Origin of the sequence: Nannocystis sp. RBIL2 (assembly GCF_026626745.1) — a bacterium.
Taxonomy (GTDB): domain Bacteria; phylum Myxococcota_A; class Polyangia; order Nannocystales; family Nannocystaceae; genus Nannocystis.
This window is the reverse complement of record NZ_JAPNJW010000001.1, coordinates 2,367,151-2,391,624: the sequence shown is the minus strand read 5'-3', so window position 1 is coordinate 2,391,624 and position 24,474 is coordinate 2,367,151. Positions and strand designations below refer to the sequence as shown.

Below are 24,474 nucleotides of genomic sequence, written 5' to 3'. Positions count from 1 at the left end.
GGAGAACAATTCATACATATGCGCGCGCACGGTGTCGCGCGCGAAAGGTCGGACTGGCGCTCACGCGGTCTTGATCCACGCGCGGTCGTGACTGATGAGGGACAGGCGAGGCGCGAGCGCGCCGAGCGGCACCTCGTGCGCGCGGCCGGACAGCAGGTCGCGCACGCGGGCCAGGGCCCATACGCTGTAGAGCGTGGCGAGCAGCGGGACGTCGTAGACGAACGGGCGCGGGCCCAGCGAGTCGGCCTCGGCATTGAAGCCGCCGCTGCGGCCCTGGCCGGCCAGGAGCGCCAGCGCCGACTCGTTGAGCTCGCCGGAGGACAGGCTGCCGGGGCAGGCCGCGAGGCCGGCGAGGGCGTAGGCGGTGCTCAGCACGTGGCTGCGGCGGTCGTCGGGGTGGATCGGCCAGCCGCCGTCGCGCCGCCGCAGGTCGCGGAGGAAGCCGACGCAGCGGCGGCGGATGTCGGCCGCGCGGGTGCCGGGGCGCTGACCTGCGGCCGCGTTGATGACATGAAAGGCAGGGTAGGTGACGCACAGCTTCCACTCGCCGCGGAAGCCCCCGTTCGGCTGCTGGGCGCGGGCGAGCCAGGCCCAGGCGGCGTCGAGCACCGCGGGTGGGGCCATGTGGCTGGCGCGCAGGGCCGTGATCGACTTGGCGGTGATCTCGGCCTCGGACGCGGCGCCGCGGACGAACGTGGGGAAGCCGCCGTCGCTGTTCTGCAGCGCGAGCAGGTTGGCGACCGCGCGGCGGATGCTCGGGCGATGAATCAACGGATTGCGCCGCGCGAGCAGCGACAGCACCACGCTGGTGTCGTCGGCGTCGGTCTGCGAGACGCCCTCGGCGTAGCCCCAGCCGCCGTCGGGCTGCTGCTGCGATACCAGGAATTGTTCGCAGCGCTGCAGCTCGAGCGCGGGCCGCCGCGCCTCGGTGAGCACCAGGCCGGCGAGGCAGGTGACCCAGATGTCTTCGTTGGTGATGAACGGGACGCCGCCGCCGGGCCGTAATTGGCCGGTGATGAAATTGAGGCCGAGGACGCGGTGCGGCGCGGCGCAGCCGAGGCGGGTCAGCGCGAGCAGGGCGACGATGGTGACGAGCACGTGCTGCTCCCAGCTGCCGTCGGTCGCCTGGGCGCCGAGGATCGTCGCCACCTCGGCGTCGCCGACCTCGGCGGCGCGACCGGCGTGGCACAGCTGGAGCACGCGAATCGACGCCAGCAAGATCGTCACCCACAGATGTGAGGACTCGGAGCGGACGACCGCGAGTGGCAACACGGCCTGACCCGGAGGGAGTGCCCCGAGTTCCACCAGCATGACCTCGACGAACACGCGCTTGCGCCAAAGCGTCGGGTGATCGAAGGCGACCAGGGTGCGCTGGAGCGAGGCGAGGCCCTCGGCGCCGAGCCGGCCGTGGACCACGAGCTCGCACAGGATGCGCGAAAGCGTGCGGTCGAGGCGACTGGCATGACTCGAGTCGCCGTCGCCTTCGTCGCCCTCGGCCAGGCGGCGCCGGCAGAAGCCCGCGATCTCGGCCTGGAGCGCCGGGCCGTGATCGCAGGTGCGGAGCAGGTGCAGCGCCAGCGCGCTCTCCAGCGCCCGGCCGCTGCAGCCGGCAGCGAGTCGTCCGTCGGGTAAGCGATGATCGAGCACGAATTGCACGGCGCGCTCCAGCGCCGGCTCGATCTGTTCGAGCACGCCAATTCCGGTGAGCATAACCTCGATCAGAGCTACTCGAATTATTGGTTCCGATCAACGACCATCGCGCGGACTGGCGAAATATCCGGTGGCGCATGCGTCTGGGGTCTGGAGCATGCGGCTTCGCTCCGCTATGATCAGGGCATGACGTACGACGAACCCGTGGCACGCGTGGCGATCCTCGATGTCGACGGTACGATGCACCCGCGGTCGATCGGCCTGGCGCTGCTCGACGAGATGGGCCGCCGCGGCCTCGGCCGGCCCGACGCGATCGCGGCGGTGATGACCGCCGTGGCCCAGCTGCGCGCCGGTTCCATCGATTTCCCGGAGATGGTCGCCCGCAGCACCGCGGCCTACGCGGCGGCCCTGGCCGGCGCGGAGCAGGCTGCCCTGACGGCTCTGGCCCGCGAGACCTGGCAGACGCTGCGCGGCGAATTGTTCGCGTTCGTGCGCCCGCTGATCGCGCGGCTCATGGAGGCCGGCGTGGCTCCTTATATCGTTTCCTCCAGCCCCCACGAGATCGTCGCGCTGCTGGCCGCGGACCTGGGCGTGAAGGATTGTGATGGTTCGCGGTTCGCGGTCCGGGGGGGTCGCTACACTGGTGATTGTCACAGCATGCCCGGGGCGCTCGGGGGCAAGTTGACATTGTTACGACAGTTTGCCGCGGCCCGCGGCGCGTCGCTTTCGCGGTCCCTCGCGCTGGGCAATGGCCCCGGCGACATCGAGGTGCTCGCGGCCGTCGGTCGGCCCCTGGTCTTCGAGGCAGGGCCGCCCCTGTCAGCAATCGCACGCACTAACAATTGGCCACAGGTCAATCGTATCAATGTTCTGGATCATGTCGAGCTGGCGCTGGCCGCTTGACGCGACGTCAGCTTGACGCGAATCCCGCCGCGAGGGCGCAGCGTGGTGGAGAATTCGGCGGCGACCGGCGCGTGCTGGACGCGCTCGACGGTGAAGCGGCGGAGGATCGCCGCGGTCGCCAGCACGATCTCGGTGGTCGCCATGTGGTTGCCGATGCAGGTGCGCGGGCCGTAGCCGAACGGCAAATAGCTGGCCCGCGCGCGGCCCTGGGCCACGCCGCCGAGGAAGCGCTCGGGCGAGAAGCGCTCGGGCGCCTCCCACAGCGCCGGATGGCGGTGCGTCAGATACGGGCACAGCATCACCGTGGCGCCGGCCGGCACGAGATAGCCGCCCAGCTCGTCGTCGGCGACCACGTGGCGCGGGAACGCCCAGAACGGCGGGTACAGGCGCAGCGCCTCCTGCACCGCGGCGGCGAGGTACGGGAAGCGGTTGCGGTCGGCGACCGTGGGCAGCGCGTCGCCGAATGTATCGACCTCGCTCATCACCCGCGCCTTCGCCTCGGGGTGGAGGTCGAGGCAATAAAGCAACCACGTCAGCGCCTGGGCGGTGGATTCGTGGCCGCCGAGCAGCAGGCTGACCGCCTCGTCGCGGATCAGTCGGGCCGTGGCGGGCGCCTGCGGGTCGTCACCGACGTGGCGCAGCAGGAATGTGAGGAGATCGGGATCGCCGTCGGGGCGGCCGCGGTGGGCCTCGATCGCGCGGTGGATGAAATCGTCGATCACCGCGAGCGCGGCCAGGAAACGTTGATTGCGCCGGGTCGGCCACGTCAGCGGGACGCGGAACAGCTGGCCGCTGGCGCCGACGAAGTCGACCGCGTCGCGGATGGCGGCGCGCAGGCGCGCCTCTTCGTCGTCGAGGCGCTCGCCGAGCAGGGAGCCGAGGATCGCGTCGAGGGTGAGGGCGATCATTTCGTCGGCGAGGTCGAGCTCGTCGCCGCGGGCGGCCGCTTGCTGCCAGCGGCCCAGCTGTCGCTCCATGGCCCCGCGCAGGGGCGGGGCGAATTGTGGCAGGGCGCCGACCTGAAACCGCGGCGTCAGCAGCTTGCGCTGGCGCGCCCACAGCTCGCCGTTGCTGGCCGGCAGCCCGTCGCCGATCAGCGGCGCGGCGCGGTGCATCGCCTTGGTGTAGTTCTCCCGGCGCGTGACGAGCACATGCTGGATCTGGTCGGGGTGGACGACGAGATAGAGCAGTCGAGTGCCGACCCGGGCGCAGCTGATGTCGCCGTGGGCCCGCCACATATGATGCAGGAGCTCGAACATGCGGCCCTGGGCGACCTCCGGGAGGTTGCCGAGGAGAAGCCCGCCGCGCGGCCCGGGGGCGGTGCGCCGCATCAGGTGAGCGACGATTCCGGAGCGTGTCATCGCCGGCAGGATAGCAGCCCGACGGAGCCGACCCACTTCGATTTCGAGAATTCCGCGACGCGCCGCCGCCGCGCTCGTCGCCGCGCCCTCCGATCATCATACTGTGTGGCGCGACGATTTCTTTGATCCTTGACGACGTACCGCGACGCTCCATGCCCCGGGTCGAATCGGGGGGATTTGTCATGGGTCGCAACCTGATCGCGTCAATCTCTGTAGGGCTTTTCATGTCTCTCTCGCCGGGGGTGGCCGCGGCGGGCGGCAAACTGTCGACTGTGGTGGCGTTCAACCCGGCCCTGGGCGAATTACCGGAGTCGATCACCGTCGACGACGACGGGAACATCTATGCTTCCATGGGGGCGCACATCAAGAAGATCACCCCGTGGGGCCACGTAAGCGTGTTCGCGACCTTGCCGCTGCCGTCCGGCGTGCTGTCGGCCGGACTCAAGTTCGGCGAGGACGGTGACCTCTATGTGGCCACCGGCAGCATCTCGCCCACGCCGCCGGTCGCGTTCGTGTTTCGCGTCGACCCCGACGGCGGGGTGTCGACCTACGCGACCCTCGATCCCACCGGCTATCCCAACGATCTGGCGTTCGGCGACCACGGCGAGCTGTTCGTCACCGATCCGCTGCACGGGCTGATCTGGAAGATCGACGAGGACGGCGACCCCGCGGTCTGGCTGACAGACCCTGCATTCGCGGGCAATGAGGAAGATCCGTATCTGCAGCTGTCGGACTTCGGGGTCGACGGCATCGCCTTCGACCGCCACAAGAACGACCTTTACGTGTCGAACCTCGATTACGGGACGATCCTCCGCGTCGAGATCGAGTGCGACGGTTCGCCTGGCGACGTCGAGGTGTGGGCCGACGACTTCGACGCGCTGGCCGGGGCCGACGGAATCGCGTTCGACGACAAGGGGACGCTGTTCGTGGCGGTCAATGGGCAGGACCGGCTGGTCGCGATCGACAAGCACGGGGACATCGACGTGGTCGCCGAAGGCGGACTGCTCGACGCGCCGTCGTCGCTGGTGTTCGGGGTGACGAAGCAGACCAAGAAGACGCTCTACGTGGCGAGCTTCGCCATCACCCGCGCGTACGGGATCGTGCCCGGCGCGCCGAAGCCGGCGCTGCTGAAGCTGCCGGTGCAGCACAAGGGGCTGCCGCTGCTGTGAAATCAGTCGTGGCGCATCTTCGCCATCAACGCGGCGCCGACCTCCCGCGCGAGCTCCTGGCGCGGGATGCCGGTCTGCTCGACGAGCGCGCGCATCTCGGCGGCGAAGCTCGGCGGGACTGCGCGCGGGTCGTGGGGCGCGACCAGGACGACGGCAGGGCCGCGCGCGCGATCGTCGACCCGCGCGGCCGCGAGGCCCCACGAGGCCCCGGGCGCGGCGAGGTGGACGAGGTGCAGCTCGCTCGGGTCGACGACCGCGCCGCCGGCCGGGGCGGCGATCCGGCGGGTGTGGCGGATCATCTCGCTGGCCTCCTGCAGCAGGCCGGCGCTGTTCGACCACAGGTGCAGCGGCTGAGCTGTCCCCGGGGACAGGCGCTCGACGATCCGCTGCAGCTGCAGCGCCTGCAGCGGGGCGCTGACGATCCCGTCGTTGACGAGCAGGCAGCCGAACTGGGCCTGCTCGTCGACCAGGTAGACCAGGATGCCGGCCTCCTGCAGGCTGGGCTCGCGCGCGAGCTGGCCGAGAGTGACGAGGGTGGCCGGGGCGCCGACGTTGAGCTCGACCACCAGCAGCGACGGGCCGAGCGCGCGCGCCAGCTTGACGCCGCGGCGCAGGTCGGCCTCGACGACGATGTCGAGCTGGACGTCGGCGAGCTGGTCGCGCAGCTGGCGGCCGAACGCGTCGGTCGGGCCGAGCACGAACACGATCGGCAGCTGGCCGCGCTCGCCGGCGGCGAACTGCCGCTCGGGCGTGAGGCCGCGCCAGCGCGCAGCGGCGGTGCTGTCCGACGGCAGCGACAGGCGGAACGAGGAGCCGCGGCCGATCTCGCTGCGCGCCCGCAGCTCGCCGCCCATGGCCCGCGCGAGCCGACGGCTGATGGCGAGGCCGAGGCCCGAGCCGCCGAAGCGGCGCCCTCCCGTGTCGTCGACCTGCGAGAACGGCTCGAACAGCCGCTCCATTTGCTTCGGCGTCATGCCGATGCCGGAGTCGGCGACCACGAACTCGACGCACTCGACGCCCTCGATCGGCTGGTCGCCGGCGTGATGGTTGAAGTCGCTGAGCCGCGCGGCCCGGCGGACGACCGCGAGCGAGACCACGCCCTTGCGCGTGAACTTGCCGGCGTTGGAGAGCAAGTTGAACAGGATCTGGCGGGTCCGCGTGGCGTCGGCCACCATCTCGCCGAGCTCGTCGGCGGGGGCGTAGACGAAGCGGTTGCCGTTGCGGTGGATGAGCGGAGCGACGGCGTCGACGACCTCGCGCAGCAGCTCGCCGAGCTGGTAGCGCTCGGGCGCGAGGCTGAGCCGGCCGGCCTCGATGCGGCTGAGGTCGAGGATGTCGGTGACGAGCGCGAGCAGGTGATGGCCGGCGTTGCGGATCCGGTTGAGGTCGTCCTCGATCTGCTCGAACTCGCCGGCGCGCGCCTGGTCGATCAGCATGTCGCTGTAGCCGAGGATGGCGTTCAGCGGGGTGCGAAACTCGTGGCTCATGTTGGCCAGGAACGTGCTCTTGGCCTGGCTCGAGCGCTGGGCCTGGACCTGCATCAGCCGCAGCTCCTCGGTCAGCCGGCGCTGGGCGGCGCCGGTGGCCGCCCGCTCGATGGCGTAGCGGATCGCCCGCTCGAGCTCGCGGGTGGTGAAGCTGCCCTTGATCAAAAAATCGTCGGCGCCGGCGTGCATCGCCTCGACGTCGAGCTCGCGCTCGGTCTGGCCGGTGAGGAAGATGATCGGGACGTCGCAGCCGAGCCCGCGGACCTCGCGGAGCAGGTCGATGCCGGTGCGCGCCTCGAGCCGATAGTCGAGCAGGCACACGTCGGGCGCGGCGGTCAACAGGGCGTGGACGGCGTCCTGGTACGACTGGACCCACCGCACCCGATAATCGCTGGTCTCGATGTCGGCGATCAGCTCGCGCGCGAGGACGAAGTCGTCCTCGTCGTCGTCCACGATCAGCACGTCGACCGGCTCGTGCATCTCAATCCGCGGCGATCTCGACGATCTCGAACCAGTACTTGCGCAGCACCTGCATGACCTCGACGAGCGAGTCGAAGGTGACCGGCTTGACGATGAAGGAGTTCACGCCGAGGTCGTAGCTGCGATAGATGTCGATCTCGGCCTTGGAGGTGGTGAGCACGATGATCGGGATCCGGCGCAGCTCCGGGTTCTCCTTGATCTCGCGCAGCGCCTCGCGGCCGTCCTTGCGCGGCATGTTGAGGTCGAGCAAGATGACGCCTGGGCGCGGCGCGTCGTCGGGGTTGGTGAAGCCGCCGCGCAGCAGCAAGTAGTCGAGCAGCTCCTCCCCGTCCTCGACGAAGCGAATGTCGTTGGCGAGGCGGCTCTCCTTGAGCGCCTCGGCGGCGAGCATGCGGTCCTCGGGGTCGTCGTCGGCGATGAGTATCGTGATCGGTCGCTTGCTGTTGGACTTCATGGGTACTGGTGCTTCCTCTCCTGACGGAGCGGGAGTTCGACGATGAAGGTGCTGCCCGCGTCCGGGTTGCTCTCGACCCGGATCGCGCCCCCGTGTTGTTCGCAGATCTTGCGGCACACCGCCAGGCCCACGCCGGTCCCCTCGTACTTGCCGCGGCTGTGTAGGCGCTCGAAGATGCCGAAGATCCGTTCGTGGTACTTCGAGTCGATGCCGATGCCGTTATCCGACACGCGCATGACCATGCTGGTCGCCCGCCCGCGCGCCGGCAGCTCCTCGGCCGTGATCTTGACCACAGGGGCGTGGTCGGGCCGGCGGAACTTGATCGCGTTGCTGATGAGGTTCTGAAACAGCTGCCGCATGTGCATCGGGTCGGCCTCGAGCATCGGCAGGCCCTCCGCCTCGATCTTGGCCTCGTTCTCCTCGATGCGCACCTCGAGGTCGGACAGCACGGCGGTCAAGATCTTGTTGAGGTTGACCGGCGCGTGGCGCTGCTCCTTGGTGGTGAGCCGCGAGAACATCAACAGATCGTTGATGAGGTCCTGCATGCGCTTGGCGGCCTCTTGCATGCGCTGGACGTAGTCGCGGCCGGCCTCGGGGAGGAGCTCCGCGTACTTCTGGCGCAGGCGGTCGCCGAACGCCTGGATCTTGCGCAGCGGCTCCTGTAGGTCGTGGGAGGCGACCGAGGCGAACCGCTCGAGCTCGCGGTTGCTGCGCTCGAGCTGGATGGTGTACTCGCGGATCTGCTGCTCGGCGGCCCGCCGCGCCTCCTCCGCCTGGCGCTGACGGGTGAGGTCGCGGGTCACGAGCACGGTGCCGGTGATCCGGGTGCCGTCGAAGATCGGGCCCAGCCGGCTCTCGAAGGTGCCGTAGGTGTTGTCGGGGTAGAGGACCTGGGTCTCGTAGGTGAGCGTCTCGCCGGTCTGGACCACGTGGGCGAACCGCTGGCGCAGGGCCGGCCGCTCGTCAGGGGCGATCGGGGTGAACATGCTCTCGGGTCGACCGACGAGCTGATCGGTGGGGATGCCCGGGACCTCGCGGTTGATGGTGAGGACGACGCCGTCGAGGTCGGAGGTGACGACGAAGTCGGGGAGGCAGTGGACCAGGGCGTCCCAGCGGTGCCCGATCTGCCGCAGATGGTCGCGCTCGGCGTCGTCGAGCCAGCGCTCGCGGGCGATCAGACAGACGTCCCCCGATTCGGGGGCCCGCAAGGCCCGGAGGTGGGTCAGGCGATATTCACCGTTGCCGGCGCGGAGCCGGGTATGCAACTCCCGGGGCCGGCCGTCGGGGGCGAGGTCGCCGAGCCAACGACCGAGGTGTTCGGCCTCCTGCGGGGGCAGCAGACCCATCAAGGCCTGGCCCACGAGCTCGTCCGCCGAATGCCCGAAGGTCGGCTGCCAGCTGTCGTTGACGCGCGTGACGACGCCCTGCGAGTCCAGCAATACCGCCGGGTCGAGGCTCATGGCAAAGATGGGCTCGTGATAGCTCATGCGCGGCCGCCCTCCATCGAACGCCTCGGATGATGCCCCGAAGCCCGGAAGCGGCGCAACATTGCGCGATCGCGCAGCGGGCGGATGCGACCCCATCCGCAGGATGCGACGACACCCCATATCTGCGACTCGCGGCCCGCGGCCGCGATTCGCGGCTGCGAGACCGCTGCGGGATCGTCGCGGAGGTCGATTCGGCCGACGGACGTCGCGGACCCGGCAACCGGTCCTGCGAAGCCACAGGGCTCGAATGCGCGCGGAACCGGCGGGGTACCGATCGCATCCGGCTCGAACCGGGTTATTCCCGGCATCACCGTCGGGTACGGCGATTCGCCGGTGAGACCCCGGGTGGGGCAGGGTGCGCGAATGCCGTCGGCGACGCGCAGCACCTCGGGGTTCGCCCGGACGGCGGGGCTCCTCTCTTTTCTTGTTTAAGGAAAGAGGCGAAGCTGATCCGCGGCCGGGCGCGCGAGACGCGAGGCCGCGAGACCAGCAGTCGAGTCAATCAGCGGAGGTGGGCGATCCCGACCGACGAGAGCCGGGCTTCGGGCGGCCCTGCCTCCGCGATCGTGCCGCCGAACCACAGGCCGTCGTGGGCAAGCGCCGACGATTCGACGTAGATCGCGGTCGCTCCGCCGCGCAGGCTCGAGAAGCCGGCGCCGTCGTAGACGAAGAGGTTGCGCTGCCCGGAGTTCGGCCAGGCGAAGCCGGCGGCGACCACGTATTGGCCGCGGGCCAGCAGCGAATAGAAGGCGTAGCCGGCCTCGACCGGGCCGGGCTCGGGGGTGGCGACGTCGGCCCAGGCCGCGCCGTCCCAGCGGGCGAGGATCGGTCGATTGGGGGTACCGTCGTCGGCGGTGCTGGCATAGATCGCGCCGTCCTCGGCGTAGGCGACGGCGAGGACGCTGCCGACGATCCCGTCGGCGAGCGGCTCCCAGGCCTCGCCGTTCCAGTGGGCCACGCCGCCGGCCGGGACGCCCTCGAATTCGCTGAAGTAGCCGCCGACCACCGCCTGCGCCGGCTCGCCCGCGGGGACCGGGCGGAAGGCGAGCGAGGCGACGCGGCCATTGCTCGTCCCGAAGACCGTCAGCGCGCCGCCGTCCTCGCGGGCGACGAAGCCCTCGCCGCCGCCGCCCGCTGCCCACAGCGCGCCCGCGGGGTCGAAGCCGACGGTGGCCACGCCGCCCTGCGGGAACGGCTGACCGACGACCTGCCACGAATCATCGACGAGGCGCAGGACGCCGCCCTCGGGCGGCAGGTCGCCCTCGGGCGGCAGATCGCAGCCGAGCACCGGGACGCCGGCGGCGTCGACCGCGAGCTGCCAACAATAGGCGTCGGCGGGGACCGGCGGACCGAGCGGGGTCCAGGCGTCGCCGTCGTCGCGCATGACGCGATTGTCGACCGCGACGCCGCCGGCATGCGTCACGCCGCCCATGACGTGGACCGCACATTCGGGCCCGCCGACGGCGAGCGAGCGGGTGGCGCCGGAGAAGCCGCGGCCCGGCTCGCCCTGGGCGACCCATTGATCGTCGGCGTCGAGGGCGATGACGCTCTGGGAGGCGACCCCGCCCGCGCCGGCGAACGAGCCGCCGAGGAGGAGCCGGTCGCCGTCGACGAACAGGCGCTGGTGCTGGGCGTCCCAGATCGCGTCGGGGCCCTCGTCGCCGCACTTCAGCGGGGTGAACCACGCAGTGCCGACGCCGAGGCCCGGGTCGGCGAGGGTCTCCCAGGCGCCGCCGGCCCAGCGCGCCAGGCCCGGGGCCGGGATCGCGGCCGGCTCGCTGGGGGTGCCGCCGGCCGAGGTGAAGCAGCCGGCGACGTACAGCTCACCTGACCGAACGGCCAGGTCGGAGACGACCCCGCGGAAGGTCGGATTGGCCAGACCGCCGGCGACCGACTGCCATGATTGGCCGGACCAGCGGGCGATGCCGCCGGTCTCGACGCTGCCCTCGACCGAGAACAGGCCGCCGGCGTAGAGGTCGCCCTGGCCGTCGCGCGCCAGCGCGAACACCGTCGATTCCGGCAGGTCGAAGGCGGTCCAGTCGGCGCCGTCCCACGCGGCCACCGATTGCGCAGGGATGCCGCCGACGCCGGAGAACGCGCCGCCGACCAGCAGCTCGTCGCCGTCGACGGTGAGCTCGAAGGCGCCGGTGCCGGTCAGCGCGCCGCCCGGCGGGGCGTGCCAGCCCATGTCGCCGTAGACCGCGAGGTGCGGGGTGGCCGGCTCGTCGTCGAGCGAGAACACGCCGGCGACCCACAGCTCGCCGTCGTAAAAGGCCATGCTGCGCACCGCGCCGTGGAAGGTGCCGATGACCTCGAACTCGCCGCCGTCGGCCAGCAGCAGCTCGCCCTCGCGCTGCATCAGGTCGAACGGCATCGCGGAGTAGGTGGCGAGGGCGATCCGACCGCCGTCGTCGGCGGCCACCGCAGAGAGGGTGGGCCGCTCGAGCTCGACGCCGAGGCTCGGGTCCTCGATCCAGCCGCTGCCGTCGTTGCGCGCGAATGGCTGGACCATGTCCTTGCCGATGTAATGGAAGTACCCGACGGCGAGCACGTCGCCGTCGGCGTCGCGGGCGAAGTCGTAGACGTTCGGGGTGAGGCCGTCGTAGCCGGCGAAGCCGGAGATCGTGAGGCCGTCGTCCCACGCGCCGTCCTCGACGAGCGCCGCCGGGAGCGGGAGCTCATGGCACGCGAGCGCCGGACCGTCGGTCGTCGAGGTGCCGTCGGTGGTCGAGCTGCTGTCGCTCTCGCTGTCGCCGGCGGTCGGATCGACGTCCGTGGTCGGTGCGCCGGTGGTCGGAATGGTCGTGGTCGGCTCGCCCGTCGGCGCGGTCGTGGTGGGTCCGTCGGTGCTCGCGTCGTCGGTGGCCGAGGCGTTGCCGTCGTCGCCGCAGGCGATCAGCGCGAGGCCGGACCCGGAAATCATCATCATGCCAAGGAGAGGTCGAAGGTGCATGGGCTTGCCATAGCATCCCTGGCGGACCGGCCCCCGTGATTTCCGTGTGCGGTCATTTCGCGCAGCCTGCGCCCGGGCGAGCGCGCCCTCGGGTGATTGCGATGATTTGCCGGATCTGGAGCTGGCGAATACCGGGAGCGAATGTTAGGTATGTGCGCACTGACGCTCTGGCGGCGTTCTGGGGCCGCCAGGCCGCGTGAGGAAAGTTTTGGACAAGCCGGGCTCGCTGGCCCATCTTCCTCGAATGCGACTTGATGTTACGAGCTTGATGGTGAGGACAGTCCGCGGTCTCTGCGCAGCGTCGATCTTCCTGTTCACGGCGTGCCCCGAGAAGGAGGACGAGTCGGCGTCGGCCTCCGAGTCGACTACGACCGGAGCGCCGACGACGAGCGAAGCGACGACCACGGACGCGACTGCGACCGCCGCGACGACCGAGGTGAGCACGACCGAGGCGAGCACGACCGAGCCGACCACGACTGCGACGACCGGCGAGGCCCTGTGCGAGGGCGACATGACGGAATTCGAGGCGTCGTGCGACCAGGTGTGCGAGGTGTACGCCTCGTGCCCCACGGACGTCGATCCGGTCGCGTGCGCCGAGAACTGCAAGACCGACACGCTGTTCAAGGACACGCCGGCGTGCCTGTGCAGCGGGACGGCGTGGAACACCTGCCGCGGCGCGCTCGACTGCGAGGGGATCGACGCGATCATGATGGTGGCGGACACGCCGTGCTTCGCCGAGGGCGCCGCCTACCTCATCCATTGCGCGGACTGCCACGTCCAGCCGGAGTTCGTCGCCGCGGACGTGTGCGTGACGGGCGTCGAATGCCCGGACGCGCTGGGAGTGAGCTTCATCTGCCAGCAGGACACGTGCGTGTGCAACGACGGCGAGAAGGACTTCGCCTCCTGCCCCGCTGCGGGCGTGTGCGCCGGCATGGACGCGGCGGCGTTGAACGCGGCCGCCACGGAGTGCTGCGGGATCCCGCTCTGAGGTTCGTCGTCACGGCCGCGATCGGTCGGATGAAATCCGCGGGCCGCGTGTTGCCGCGGCTCGCGTGTGTGCCACCTTCTCGAGCAAATCGTCGGAAGGAGGATCCCCATGGCACGCGGAAGCAAGGAAAAGTACACCGACAAGCAGAAGCGCCAGGCCGAGCACATCGAAGAGGGTTATAAAAAGCGAGGCGTCGGCGAGGACGAGGCAGAGAGCCGGGCCTGGGCCACCGTCAACAAGGAGACGGGCGGCGGCAAGAAGTCGGGCAGCGGCCGCGGCAAGAAGGTCAATCGCTCCTCGTCGCGCAAGGGCGGGCGGATCGGCGGCAGCAGTCAGTCGGCCAAGAAGCGCAGCGAGGCGGCCAAGAAGGGCTGGGAGACGCGTCGCCGCAAGGCCGCGAGCGCGCGCAGGAAGACCAGCGCGAAGCGGCGGTGAGCGCGACGTGAGGCCTTCCGGGTCAACCTCGCGGGAGCCCCGCGAAGGGCCGAGCCCGGCGGTAGAACGGCTGGACCTGCGCCACGTCGACGTGCGGATGCCCGCGATCGATCACGACCCGGCCGGTGAGCATCACCGGGCCGGGGTTGCGGATCGGGTCGCCGAGCGCGGCGTAGACTGCGGACGAGACCAATGCCTCGACCAGGCCCGATTCGTTATCGAGGGTGACGAACTGCATGACGCGGCCGTGCGCGCCGCGGTGGCGACGCGAGGCGGCGACGAGCCCCGCCAGCCGGACCTCGCGGCCCGCGTGGGCCGTCACTGCGCAGGTCGGGATGCAGCCGGCGCGCTCCGCTTCGCCGCGGAGGAGCTGCAGCGGGTGGTCGCTCAGGTGCATGTGCAAGTAGGTGAGCTCGTTGCGCACGCGCACCAGCCGGCGATAGAGGTCGGCCGCGGGGCCGACGAGCGCGCCGGGGACGAAGTCGTGCAGGCGAGCCGGCGAGCGCTCGACGTCGAGGCGGGCGAGCTGGGCCTCGTGGGCCGCACCGCGGCGAGGTCGAAGGTGCAGGCCTCTGCGAGGTGCCATGATTCGCGGAGCAGCGGCTCGGCGAAGCGCTGGCGCAGGCTCCGCGGCTCGGGCAGCCACTGCACGGGGGCGCGAGGGACGTCCAGCCGGCGCTGCTGGGTGCGCACCGCGATGAGCAGGCGGTGCAGCTCGAGGTCCGCGCGCTCGAGCACGACGACGTCGGGGTCGGCGACTGCGCGGACCGGGAGCGATGATTCGTCGCCGGCGAGGGCGAGGCGGCGGATGTCGGCCGGATCGACGCCCCCGGCGAGCAGGCGCGACAGCACCGCAGGATCGTCGCCGAGGTAGAAGAGGCCGGTCGGGGCGACCGCGAGACAATCGTCGACATTGTCGCCGGCCCTGGCCACGCGCCGGCGGGTGAGGACGCGGCACAGGCTGGCGTAGCCGCCGGCGTCGCGGGCGAACAGCACGAGGCGACCCTGCTGCCGGCCGAGCTCGCCGGGGACGAATTCGTCGCGCAGCTCGACGCCGGCGATCGCTCGCAGGCCCCACGCGCGCGCGGCGTGGTGAAATTCGACCTGGCCGGCGAGGGTCTCGACGTCGGTCAGGGCGAGCGCCGAATAGCCGTACTCGGCGGCGCGGCGGACGAGCTCGGTCGGGGTGGCGGTGCCCTGACCGAGCGAGTACTCGCTCTTGACGTGGAGCGCGGCGAACCTCTCGGCGCGCTCAGCGGCGCGCCGGGCAGACGAGGGCGATGCCGAGGGCGATGCAGAGGAGGCCGGAGCCGAGGAAGCCGAGGTCCCAGGCGAGCTCGTGCGCGCCGGGGTGGACGTGGTGGATGCCGAGGATCTGGTGATCGACGAGGCCCTCGACGAAGTTGAACAGGCCCCAGCCGAGGGACAGACCGCCCACCAGGGTGCGGCCGCGCCACGGCACGTCCTCGCGGCCGCCGGCGCGCCACAGCAGGGCGAGCCCGACCACCGTCATCAGCCAGGTCAACACGTGGAACAGGCCGTCCCACATCATGTTGACCTTCATCGCCACCAGGGTGTCCGGCGGCAGCCGGGAGCTGAGCATTTGGTGCCACTGCAACAGTTGGTGGAAGAGGATGCCGTCGACGAACCCGCCCAGGCCGACGCCGAGGGCGATCCCGGCGGCGACGAGCGGACCGTCGTGCTGCTTGTGCTGCTGGTTCAGCGCCATCGCGTGACCTCCCGGCTCGGCTCGCTGCGGCCGAGGCGATACACCAGAGCGATCACCACCGAGGCGACCAGGAACGGGGCAGCGACCCCGAACGCGTACAACCAGCGGTCCGGATCGGCCGCGATCGCGGATCGGGCGGCGCGGACGGGGGCGCAATCGGGGCAGGCCAGCGATTGCGCGAATGCGGCGAGCGCGAGCATGGCCGGTATGTAGCACCGGATCTCCGGCGAGCACGCCCGCGCAAAATCGTGGCTCGCGGACGCGCGCGCGGTCGCAACCCGCGCCACACTTTGTACATGCACGACGACGAAGACGACGACGTGACGGGCAGCGCCCGGGACTTCCTCCCGGAGCGGCTGTCACTCCCGACCCTGCGGTCGGCCGCGGCGGGATGCCACGGCTGCCCGCTCTACCGCAACGCCACGCAGACGGTGTTCGGCGCCGGTCCCGGCGGCGCCCGCCTGATCCTGGTCGGCGAACAGCCCGGCAACGACGAGGACATCGCCGGCGCGCCGTTCGTGGGCCCCGCGGGCCGCGTGCTCGACCAGGCGCTCGAGCAGGCCGGCATCGCCCGCGACGACGCGTACGTGACCAACGTGGTCAAACACTTCAAGTGGGAGCGGCGCGGCAGTCGTCGCCTCCACAAGAAGCCGAGCGCCCGCGAGATCGGCGCGTGCCTGCCGTGGCTCGACAAGGAGATCGAGCTCATCCGTCCGGAGGTGCTGGTGTGCCTCGGGGCGACCGCGGCGCAGGCGCTGCTGGGCCGGTCGTTCCGCGTGACTACGATGCGCGGGCAGCTGATGGCCAACGACCGCGTGCCCCAGGTGCTGGCGACGGTGCATCCGTCTTCGATCCTGCGCCAGCCGAGCTCGGCCGATCGCCGCGCGGAGATGGCGAAGTTCACTGCGGATCTAGAGGTCGTGGCCGGCGTGCTGTACGGGCGCTCCGAGGCGGCAGGCCGGCGCTCGTCGGCGGCGCGGTGAGGCGAGGTGTCTGGAGAGGTGCCGAGGCGGTAGCGATTGCGACTGCAGACGGGCGCCGGCGCGCGGATCCAATATTTTTCCCCGGCCCCGGCAATTGCGATCGGGCCCGCGGTTACTCCACGATCGCGCCGGCGGCGATCGCCGGCGCGATCCTTGGCTTTCACCGACGAGACTCGAATCATGCCCCGCTCTCCTCGTTCCTCGCGTCTGCTCGCCTCGTTCGCCCTGGCGGCGGCGGCCGGCACGGCGCTGCCCGGCGCGCTCGCCTGCAACCGGTGCGACCTCTACTACCTGCCGATCGAGTGGCAGGCGGAGGAGGTCCCGGTGGACGCCGACCTGTTCGCGGTCGCGGTGGCCAAGGGCGTCGTGGTGGCGGTGGGCGACGGCGGTGCGATCGCGCGACAGGCGGGCGAGGGGGCCTGGACGGCGCCCGCGAGCGCGACGGACGCTGCCCTGCGCGGGGTCGAGTTCGCCACGGCCGAGGTCGTGATCGCGGTGGGCGAGGGCGGCGTGGTGGTGCGCTCGGTCGACGCGGGCGAGACGTGGGCGGTGGTCAACGCCGGCGTGACGGACGACCTCGCGGCGGTGGGCTGCCACGAGGCGGGCACGTGCGTGGCCGCGGGCGACGGGGTGCTGCTGGTCAGCACCGACGCCGGGGCGAGCTGGGCGCCGCCGGCGTCGGCTCCGGCCGAGCTCGGCGCGCTGCGGGCCGTCGGGGTCAACAACGGGTACGACGAATTCGTCGCCGTCGGCCTCGCCGGCGCGATCGTGATCAGCCCGGATGCGCAGACCTGGACGGCGGTGCCGGGGGCGAGCGCCGACTTCCACGCGGTCGCCCTGACCGCCAGCGACTGGGCGCTCGGCGGCGCCGACGGGGCCCTGATCATCCTGGCGAACGGCGTGCTCATCGACCTCTCTCAGTTCGATCGGGCGACCATCACCGGCCTCACCCGCGAGGGTGAGTGGATGGCGCGCGCCGACGGGGTCGTGGTCCACGGGTACCCGGCCTGGGCGGAAGACGGCGGCGGGGTGCGCACGGAGGAGGAATTGCCGCTCTTGCACGCGGTCGTGGCGATCGGCGACGAGGCGGTCGTGGTCGGCGACGACGGCACCGTCGGTCGCGTCCGCCTGGCCGAGGAGCGGGAGTGCGACCGGCGCTATCAGTGATACGTTCTTCGGGGCATGTCTGAGAGGACATGTCCCATGAAGCATGGTCTTGCGGGCATGCTCGCCCTGGCTGCGTCACTCGAAGGCGTCGAGCGCCGGCAGGTCGGCTTTCTCGGTGAGGCAATGCCACACGTACACCGCGACCCCCGGGTCACCGGTCCACAGGGTGTAGCGGCCGCGGCCGTGCTCCTGGCGCATGCGCTCGCTCTGGCGAATGGCGTGCATGGCGAACGCGCGGGCGCGGGCCAGCCATAGCGGGTCGCCGGTGCGCCGATACAGCTTGAGGAACGCGTAGCCGTTGCCGGCGGTGCCGTGACACACGCCGGCGCCCTTGGCGAGCGGGCCGGCCTGCCAGGTCGCGCGGCCGGCCGCGAGCAGGAGCGCGTCCATCTCGGCGGATTCGCCGGGCGGGAAGTCGTTCAATGCGGTGACGATGCCCGGGGCGCCGTGGCACCATTGCATGAGGATCTTCTCGCGGCCGGGCGGCTCCGGGCCGACCTGCGGCGGCCAGTTGGCGGCGTCGCCCTCGTGCCGGGCGGTGATCCGCAGGGTCTCGACGCAGCGGGCGAGCAGCTGCTGGCGGCGCTCGGCGGGCAGCAGCGCTCGCCCGCGCAGCAGCGGGTAGGCGTTGCCGGCGAAGCCGTGCCCGGCGCCGAGGTATTGCACGACGTTGCCGTAGAGGTCCTGCGTCCACAAATGACACGACGGGCGCTCGCTCGGCAGCCAGGTCCGCCACAGCTGCTCGACGTTGGCGAGGAACAGCTCGCGCCAGCGCGGCTCGCCGGTCCATTGCAGCATGTGCAGGGCGCCGAGCATCGTGCCCGGGGCGGCCCACAGCGCCTCGTTGGTCGGGTTGGGGATGTTGGCCTCGATGGCCGCGTACAGCCGCTCGGCGGCCGCCTCCGCGCGCGTCAGCTTCCACAGGACGAGGAGGATGCCGACCTCGCCGAGGTAATAGGACGGCACGACCTCGCCGACGTCGGGCGTAGCGAGGAAAGCGGCGTGCACGCGGGCGATGTGGTCCTCCGGCCCGAACGGGAGGCTCGCGGCGCCCTCGCGCGCCAGGTACCACAGGGCCCACAGCGCCCCGGCGGCGCCGAGGTAGATCGACTTGTAACCGCCGGCGAGCGGCGGGGCGCCGACGTCGTCGAGCGGGTGCTCCGGCCACAGCTCGGAAGGGCTGAAGCTCGCGGCGAGGTCGGCGACGATCGTGCGCACCGCGGCGCGCGCTCGCTCGGGGCCCCACGCCTCGTCGGTCAGCGGCTCGTGGCGGTCCGGCTCGAACAGCATGAGCCGCAGGCTAGTGCTGCGGGGCCGAAAACGCCAGAAGTCGGAGCGCAATCGCGCTCGGGGTACTCAGCCGGCCGGAAGACCGACATGGCACGTCATGGCGAGCACGGGCCGACCCGCCGGATCGAGCGCTCGTCCTTCGTCGTCCCCGTCGAACGTCGACCCGCAGCCGAGACCGTGGCGATCGTCGTCCGCGAGGATCGCAGCTCCTCGACGAAGCCGTCGAGCGCATAACGACCCTCGGCCGCGCCGCTCTCGTCCCACTGCTCGAGGTCCGCTCCGGCGTACGTCTGGTTCGCGGCGGACGTCGTCCACGCGAGCTCCACGGCCGCGCCACGCGCGTCGTCGTGAAGTCTCGCCGTCCACCGAAAGAGACGTGCCGGCAGCAGATCGGCGGTCCCATAGCTGTTCGGGACGCCGAACTTCGGCACGTCGAGCTCCCACGATTGCGTCTCGCCAAGCGCCGGCTTCCGCGGCAGAGCCATGACGAGCAGCGCGTCGTGGACGTCGGTCCGGAAGGTCTGCTCCTGCAGCAGCGCCGTTCGCGTCGGCTCGGGAGCGAACATCACGCCGGAGAGCACGCCGCTCTCGTTCAGGTGTGCCGTGCCCTTCATCGAATGGATCTTCGAGAGCTCACCTCGGTATTCGTCGGCCGTGTGTCCCGACACTGGATCGAGCGAGAACTCCGTCACCTCGAACGCGATCGTCTTCGTGGCGTCGACCTTCAGCGTGTAGCCCATCCGGCGCTCACCATTGTCGATCGAGGCCCTCACCTCGAACGTGGCGCACGTAAAGCGCTGCGGCGCGCGCGAGGCATTCGTCACGTCGTCACGCGCGACGTCTCGCGGCTCGGAAGAGGCCTCCGGGGTGGCTTTGCTGGAGGCCTGCCGGAACGGCGTGCAGCCGACAGCGCACACGAAAAGCAGGAGGGGCGTCGTCTTCGAGCGTGTCCTCAAATTCGTCTCGATTCCGCGTGGTTCAGACCGCGTCGCGGATCATACGCTCGGGCTAACCCTTCAGGTGGACCTACGACGGTCAAGCGGCGCGCAGGGCGTCCTCGAGGGTCTGGAAGCACGGCACGCCGCGGAGGTCGAGGCCGGCGGCGAGGATCGCATGCACGAGCCGGGGGTGGATCCCGCTGAGGGCCGACGCCACGCCCTGGAGGCGGAGGACGCGGAGGATCCGGAGCAGGCCGTCGGCGGCCGCGTCGTCGATGTCGGCGGCGCCGGTGAGGTCGAGGACGACGCGAGACACGCGCTCGGCCGTGGTGCGCTCCAGCAGCGCGGCGACTGCGACCTCGATGCGGTCGCGGTCGAGCTTGCCGATCAGCGGCAGCGCGAGGATGCCGGCGCCGACGCGGATCACCGGAGCCGCGAGGTTGCGCAGCTCGTCGGCCTGGGCGGCCAAGAGCTCGCGGCTGCGCTCGAGCTCCTCGACGTGCGAGCGGCGCTCGGTGATGTCGCGCTGGGTGACGAGCACGCCCGGCCTGCCGGTGACCGGATCGAGGACGCCGCGGGCTTCGGTGTCGTACCAGTGCTCGCCGGCGGTGGTGCGGACGCGGGCGTCGGCGCGGTAGACCGTGTTGTCGGCGATGCAGTCGCGCAGCTCGGCGACCTGCGCCGGATCGACGAAGCTGGCGAGCAGCTGATCTTGCGTCGCTCCGGGGGCGACGGGGTCACCGAGGGCGCGGATCGCCGCGGGGTTGCGCAGCAGGGCCTCGCCGCTGCCGGCGTAGTACGACACGAGCTCGCCGATGTGGCGCAGGGCCTCGTAGCCGCGGCGCTCGGTGGTGTGGATCTCCTCGGCGCTGAGCGGCCGCGCCTCGACGAGCATGGCCAGCCGACCGGGTTCGCCGCGGCGCTCGGCGATCCAAAAGCCCGAGGCGCGGCACTCGGCGACCACGGGGGTGGGCGCGCCGGTCGGGTAGAAGGTCCAGCGCTCGGTCGCGACCTCGCCGCGCTCGAAGCGGCGGAGCAGGCTCTCCATGCGCGTCAGCGTGGCGGCCGACGGGGGATGCAGGGTGTTGCGCCCGATCCACTCGGGCAGCGAGGGCGCGTTCCACATCGCCAGCCCGGCGCGGTTGCACCACCACCTCCAGGCGTGCGGGAGGTCGACGATCCACATCGGCGTGCGCAGCCGGTCGAGGACGGCGAGGTCGTCGGGGGTGCAGGGCGTTGCGTCGGGGTCCATGCGCGGCGGCGGAACCCTGGCATATCCTCGCAGGCTTGCCGAGGTCGTAGGATGCGTGGCAGCGCCCATCGCGCTGCGGACTCAGGAGGAGCACTGCGGCGAGCTCGGGCTGCTCACGCCCTTCGTGCGCCGATGCTCACAGTTTCTCGCTGCATCGCTCGAGCGATCGGCCGGAGGAAACTCGAGGTCCGTCTGCATGCACCAGTTGCTGCGAGGCGTGAGCTCGCGGGGGTCTTCTCTTTTGCACCCTGTCCGGCCCGGACGCCGTGGGGGTCGGATGTCCGGTTCGGGGGCGAGATCCGCGAGGCCGGCTGCATCACGGGATGGGCGCGCAGCAGCGGGTGTGTGGATTCGTCGACGGCCATTGTCGGCACCATGCGTATGGGCGGGTCAAGGGCAGCGCGACTGCGGATGAGCGGCGCGGAAGCTGGTCCACATGGCATCCTCGATGCGCTGGATGAGACCTGCGGGGTACAGCTCCGGGTGCGGATCGAACAGGTCGACGTGATCGCGGCCGGGGACGAACAGGATGTCCGCGTCGCCGCCGAGCCGCTCGAGCTCTTGCGCCAGCAGGCGCACCGGGGCGTCGAGATAATAGGTGTCCTCGAGGCCGACGATCACGTGCAGCTTGCCGCGGAGCTGCGGGCCGAGCGTGGGCCACTCGCGGCGCAGCCTGGCCGAGATGTCGTAGCGCTGCCAGCTCGAGACCACGGAGCGATCGATCTGCCCGGTCTCGCGGTCGAACAGCGGCAGCGGACCGTCGGGCCCGCGGGGGCTGAACACCGCGTCGAAGCTGGCGTAGATCCGTCGACCTGCCGGATCGGCGCGGACGAAGGCCTCGAGGTTCGTGACGACCTTCGCGCCGTCGCGCACCAGGGGGACCGCGGCGCCGTCCGAGCCGCGGTACATGTTGGCGTCGCGGTAGAGGTCGACGTTGGTGAAGCTGCGGAAGTCGACCGGGTCGGGGGCGAGGCTCCACGCGCCGCCGAACGCCTCGGGGTGCTCCATTTGCAGCCACAGGCTGGCCCAGCCGCCGCTGCTGTGGCCGCTGAGGAACCGCGCCGTGGGCTCGGCGAGCGCGCCGTAGCGGGCCTCGATCGCGGGCAGCAATTCCTCCACCAGCGCGGTGCTCCACGGGCCGGTGTTGGCCGAGTCGGCGAACACGTGGTGGCCGAGCGGGTGGTTGGCGTCGAGGAACACGCGGATCAGCGGTGACGCGGTGCCGGCCTCGTCGCGCGCGAGCACGTCGCTGATGTAGCCCGCTCCGGTGCGCAGGCCGCTGCTGCCGAAGCCGTGCACGAAGTACAGGGTCGGCCAGCCGCAGCTCGGGTCGTAATCGGCGGGCGTGAAGACCATGGCCTCGAAGGACACGTCGCGGCCGGCGAAGGCCGAGAGCCTGGCGGAGCGCAGCGTGAACGGTTCGAAGCGGGGCTGCTGCGACGCGGTCGCGCGCAGGGTGGGGGCGACCGTGGGCGCGCGCGTCGTCGCAGTGCACGCGGCGAGGCTGGCCGTGAGCGCGGCGACGAGGCGGTACACCCGGCGAATGTACCGCGGGCCGCGGCGCTCGAGGTACAAGGCGGAGTGCGATCCGTTCCTCTGGCCGGCTTCTTCACCGCCGACGCGGCGGCGATCCTGGGCGCGCAGGACCGACTGGCCGCGGCCGACGAGCCGGCGCGCGCGCGCGTCGTCCATCCGGGACCGGTGCCGTTCTTGCCGGGCATGCGGACGGCCCGCCACGGCCTGTGGTCGGAGCCGTTCTTCGGGCCGATCGAGGCGCGCGATCCGGCGGCGTGGGGCGTGATCGAGTTGCCGGTGGCGGTGGTGCATCCGGGGCTGGTGCCGGCGATCGCCGCGGCGCTCGGGCTGCGCGAGGTCGAGGTGCGGGCGGTGGCCGCGATGACCGCGTGGATCGACGCGGAGGGCCGGGTGCGCACGCCGCCCGGGCACCCGGGCGTCGACTCGGGGCTGGACACGTGGCTTCACGATTGGCCGCCGTACCCGCCCGACGCGGAGCTGCGCCGGCTCGAGGCCGCGTGCGATCCGGGGTACATGACCCGCCTCGCCGAGGTGTACGCGGCGCTGGGCATCGACGCCGGGGTCGTCGAGCGCGACGACAAGTCGTGGCAGGACGAGGCCTACGCGAACACCGGGCCGGTGGCGCTGCAGGCGGCGCTGACGGCCCGAGTCGGGGCCGAGGCGGCGGCGCGGCTGCTCGTGCAGCGCGTGCCGGTGCCGCCGGTGAGCGAGCGGCCGCTCGAGCGGCGCCCGGGCGGCGTGCTGGTGGCCGGGGCGCGCAGCGGCGGCCTGGCGGAGCTGCTGCGCGCGGCGGTGCGGCTGGGGCGGCTCATCGAGCTCCACGCGCCGCCGATCATCGAGCATCACGACAGCCTCGTGGTCCAGCGCGCGCTGCAGGCGGTGCTGGCCGCGTGGGACGCGAGCGAGGCGCCGGCACCGACGTGCGACCGGGAGCTGCCCGCGGCCGCAGGCGGGCCGAACGAGGCGCCGGTGTGGCCGGTGCCCGAGACGTACGCCCAGCTGGCGGCGCCGCGCGGGCTGGCGTTCGTGGCCGCCGACCGGGCGGTGCTGGCGACGCCGACGGCGACCTTCGAGGTCGACCTGAAGACCGGGGCGCTGCCGCGCTGGTGGCCGAGCGCGGGGCTGTCCCTCATGACATGTCTCGAAGGCAATGTCCTGTACGCCGCCGGCTGGAGCTTCTCCTGCTACGAGCTGGGGCGCGGGCGCTGGTGCTCCGGGGCGCTGCCGGCCTGCGTGCCGTTCGTGTTCGAGGAGCTGCAGGAGGTGTCGTTCGTGATCGAGACGGCGACGGGGCGGCGGCACCGGCTCGACGCGCTCGGCGACTACCCGGTCGAGCTGCGGGTCACGCCGTGCGCGCGCTACCTGGCGGCGCGCGACAAGCACGGCGACGGGGCGGTGTATCGCTTCGACGGCGAGCTGCAGCTGCCGCTCGAGCTGTACAGCCAGAGCGTGCCGGCGATGTGGCCCGAAGGACAGCTGCGCGAGCCGACCGAGCACGAGTCGGACCGGCTCGACGACACCGCCTGGGCCGAGACCGGGCTGGAGGCGCTGGTGCTGTGCGAGGCCCGCGACGCGTGGCGGCGGGTCCAGGACGGTGGAGTAATCGAGGCGACGACGATGCTGTTCCGGGTGCCGTTCGCGATCACCGCGGCGGCGTTCGATCCGAGCGGCAGCGAGGTGCTGCTCGCGGGCGAGGCGGAGCTGTGGCACCTCGCGCTCGACCCCGAGCCGCGGCTCCTGGCCCGCTTCGACCTGCAGCCGCTGCGGGCGATGCTGCTGGGCCCCGAGGGTCGCTCGCGGCCGCGCGCCGACGCGCTCAACGCGGCGCTGTGTCGCCACGGCACGCTGCTGGGAGTGGGCGACGTCGACGCGGGCGAGCTGGCGCGGCTCAACACTGCGTCGACGTTCGACGAGGCGAAGCCGCTCGGCCTGCGCCGCGCGCGGACCCTCGCCGCGCACGCGCAGGGGGTGAAGCGGGCGCGCAAGCTGCCGCGGCTGTATCCGCCGAAGCGATGAACTCGGAGATGGCTTCGCGGCGGGGCATGCGCGAGGACGCTGCGCTTGCGAGCTTCGCGGTGGGCATGCGCGAGGACGCTGCGCTCGCGAGCTTCGCGGTGGGCATGCGCGAGGACGCTGCGCTTGCGAGCTTCGCGGTGGGCATGCGCGAGGACGCTGCGCTCGCGAGCTTCGCGGTGGGGCATGCGCGACGGGG

General features: G+C 71.6%; 21 protein-coding genes. 7 read left to right on the top strand and 14 right to left on the bottom strand.

Annotation, left to right across the window (positions count from 1 at the left end; genetic code table 11):
* Positions 1–60: 60 nt before the first annotated feature.
* Positions 61–1,692 (bottom strand): prenyltransferase/squalene oxidase repeat-containing protein, encoded by a 1,632-nt coding sequence (locus OV090_RS50580; protein ID WP_267703183.1) that lies wholly within the window; start codon positions 1,690–1,692, stop codon positions 61–63.
* Here OV090_RS50580 and OV090_RS09280 point away from each other — a divergent pair.
* Complete coding sequence (locus OV090_RS09280; RefSeq protein ID WP_267703182.1) at positions 1,636–2,553, top strand: haloacid dehalogenase-like hydrolase; 918 nt, start codon at positions 1,636–1,638, stop codon at positions 2,551–2,553. The two genes, OV090_RS50580 and OV090_RS09280, sit on opposite strands and share 57 nt — an antisense overlap.
* On the opposite strand, the gene OV090_RS09275 is transcribed toward OV090_RS09280, so the two are convergent.
* Entirely contained in the window at positions 2,526–3,914 is a 1,389-nt protein-coding gene (locus OV090_RS09275) for a cytochrome P450 (RefSeq protein WP_267703181.1), read from the bottom strand. The genes OV090_RS09280 and OV090_RS09275 overlap by 28 nt on opposite strands.
* 224 nt (positions 3,915–4,138) lie before the next feature.
* Here OV090_RS09275 and OV090_RS09270 point away from each other — a divergent pair, with 224 nt between their 5' ends.
* Positions 4,139–5,083, top strand: a complete 945-nt coding sequence (locus OV090_RS09270; protein ID WP_267703180.1) for an SMP-30/gluconolactonase/LRE family protein — start codon at positions 4,139–4,141, stop codon at positions 5,081–5,083.
* Between the two features lie 2 nt (positions 5,084–5,085).
* Here the strand turns inward: OV090_RS09270 and OV090_RS09265 are convergent, their stop codons facing one another.
* From OV090_RS09265 to OV090_RS09250, 4 genes are all read right to left on the bottom strand, one after another.
* Positions 5,086–7,050 (bottom strand): hybrid sensor histidine kinase/response regulator, encoded by a 1,965-nt coding sequence (locus OV090_RS09265; protein ID WP_267703179.1) that lies wholly within the window; start codon positions 7,048–7,050, stop codon positions 5,086–5,088.
* Between the two features lies 1 nt (position 7,051).
* Positions 7,052–7,504 carry a response regulator gene (locus OV090_RS09260; protein ID WP_267703178.1) on the bottom strand — a complete coding sequence of 151 codons (453 nt, stop codon included), beginning with the start codon at positions 7,502–7,504 and terminating at the stop codon, positions 7,052–7,054.
* Positions 7,501–8,991 (bottom strand): PAS domain-containing sensor histidine kinase, encoded by a 1,491-nt coding sequence (locus tag OV090_RS09255; RefSeq protein WP_267703177.1) that lies wholly within the window; start codon positions 8,989–8,991, stop codon positions 7,501–7,503. The genes OV090_RS09260 and OV090_RS09255 overlap by 4 nt, the downstream gene beginning before the upstream one ends.
* Positions 8,992–9,493: 502 nt before the next feature.
* A complete protein-coding gene (locus tag OV090_RS09250) occupies positions 9,494–11,944 on the bottom strand; it encodes a hypothetical protein (protein WP_267703176.1) in 2,451 nt (816 codons plus the stop codon).
* Positions 11,945–12,209: 265 nt separating this feature from the next.
* Between OV090_RS09250 and OV090_RS09245 the strand changes: the two genes are divergently transcribed.
* Positions 12,210–12,932, top strand: a complete 723-nt coding sequence (locus OV090_RS09245) for a hypothetical protein (RefSeq protein ID WP_267703175.1) — start codon at positions 12,210–12,212, stop codon at positions 12,930–12,932.
* 108 nt (positions 12,933–13,040) lie between these two features.
* Complete coding sequence (locus OV090_RS09240) at positions 13,041–13,367, top strand: plasmid stabilization protein (protein ID WP_267703174.1); 327 nt, start codon at positions 13,041–13,043, stop codon at positions 13,365–13,367.
* Positions 13,368–13,389: 22 nt separating this feature from the next.
* Here OV090_RS09240 and OV090_RS09235 read toward each other — a convergent pair whose 3' ends face one another.
* The 4 genes from OV090_RS09235 to OV090_RS09220 form a co-directional block, all read right to left on the bottom strand.
* Positions 13,390–13,791 (bottom strand): hypothetical protein, encoded by a 402-nt coding sequence (locus OV090_RS09235; RefSeq protein WP_267703173.1) that lies wholly within the window; start codon positions 13,789–13,791, stop codon positions 13,390–13,392.
* Complete coding sequence (locus OV090_RS09230; protein WP_346660360.1) at positions 13,755–14,363, bottom strand: hypothetical protein; 609 nt, start codon at positions 14,361–14,363, stop codon at positions 13,755–13,757. The genes OV090_RS09235 and OV090_RS09230 overlap by 37 nt, the downstream gene beginning before the upstream one ends.
* A 256-nt stretch (positions 14,364–14,619) precedes the next feature.
* Positions 14,620–15,096 carry a DUF2243 domain-containing protein gene (locus OV090_RS09225; protein WP_267703172.1) on the bottom strand — a complete coding sequence of 159 codons (477 nt, stop codon included), beginning with the start codon at positions 15,094–15,096 and terminating at the stop codon, positions 14,620–14,622.
* Entirely contained in the window at positions 15,087–15,296 is a 210-nt protein-coding gene (locus OV090_RS09220; protein ID WP_267703171.1) for a hypothetical protein, read from the bottom strand. Before OV090_RS09220 ends, OV090_RS09225 begins: the two co-directional genes overlap by 10 nt.
* 96 nt (positions 15,297–15,392) lie before the next feature.
* On the opposite strand from OV090_RS09220, the gene OV090_RS09215 reads away from it, so the two are divergent.
* Together OV090_RS09215 and OV090_RS09210 are read left to right on the top strand one after the other, a co-directional pair.
* Positions 15,393–16,079, top strand: coding sequence for a UdgX family uracil-DNA binding protein (locus OV090_RS09215; RefSeq protein WP_267703170.1), 687 nt, complete (start codon positions 15,393–15,395; stop codon positions 16,077–16,079).
* Positions 16,080–16,259: 180 nt separating this feature from the next.
* Complete coding sequence (locus OV090_RS09210; RefSeq protein WP_267703169.1) at positions 16,260–17,246, top strand: hypothetical protein; 987 nt, start codon at positions 16,260–16,262, stop codon at positions 17,244–17,246.
* A gap of 75 nt (positions 17,247–17,321) precedes the next feature.
* Here OV090_RS09210 and OV090_RS09205 read toward each other — a convergent pair whose 3' ends face one another.
* From OV090_RS09205 to OV090_RS09190, 4 genes are all read right to left on the bottom strand, one after another.
* A complete protein-coding gene (locus OV090_RS09205) occupies positions 17,322–18,536 on the bottom strand; it encodes a LanC-like protein (RefSeq protein WP_267703168.1) in 1,215 nt (404 codons plus the stop codon).
* A gap of 95 nt (positions 18,537–18,631) precedes the next feature.
* Complete coding sequence (locus tag OV090_RS09200) at positions 18,632–19,276, bottom strand: hypothetical protein (protein ID WP_267703167.1); 645 nt, start codon at positions 19,274–19,276, stop codon at positions 18,632–18,634.
* A gap of 295 nt (positions 19,277–19,571) precedes the next feature.
* Positions 19,572–20,726 carry an STAS domain-containing protein gene (locus OV090_RS09195; RefSeq protein ID WP_267703166.1) on the bottom strand — a complete coding sequence of 385 codons (1,155 nt, stop codon included), beginning with the start codon at positions 20,724–20,726 and terminating at the stop codon, positions 19,572–19,574.
* Between the two features lie 390 nt (positions 20,727–21,116).
* On the bottom strand, positions 21,117–22,262 hold the full coding sequence (locus tag OV090_RS09190) for an alpha/beta hydrolase-fold protein (RefSeq protein WP_267703165.1): 1,146 nt from the start codon (positions 22,260–22,262) through the stop codon (positions 21,117–21,119).
* A gap of 45 nt (positions 22,263–22,307) precedes the next feature.
* On the opposite strand from OV090_RS09190, the gene OV090_RS09185 reads away from it, so the two are divergent.
* The gene (locus OV090_RS09185) at positions 22,308–24,278 is read left to right on the top strand and encodes a hypothetical protein (protein ID WP_267703164.1); all 1,971 of its coding nucleotides are present in this window, start codon (positions 22,308–22,310) and stop codon (positions 24,276–24,278) included.
* Positions 24,279–24,474: the final 196 nt, after the last annotated feature.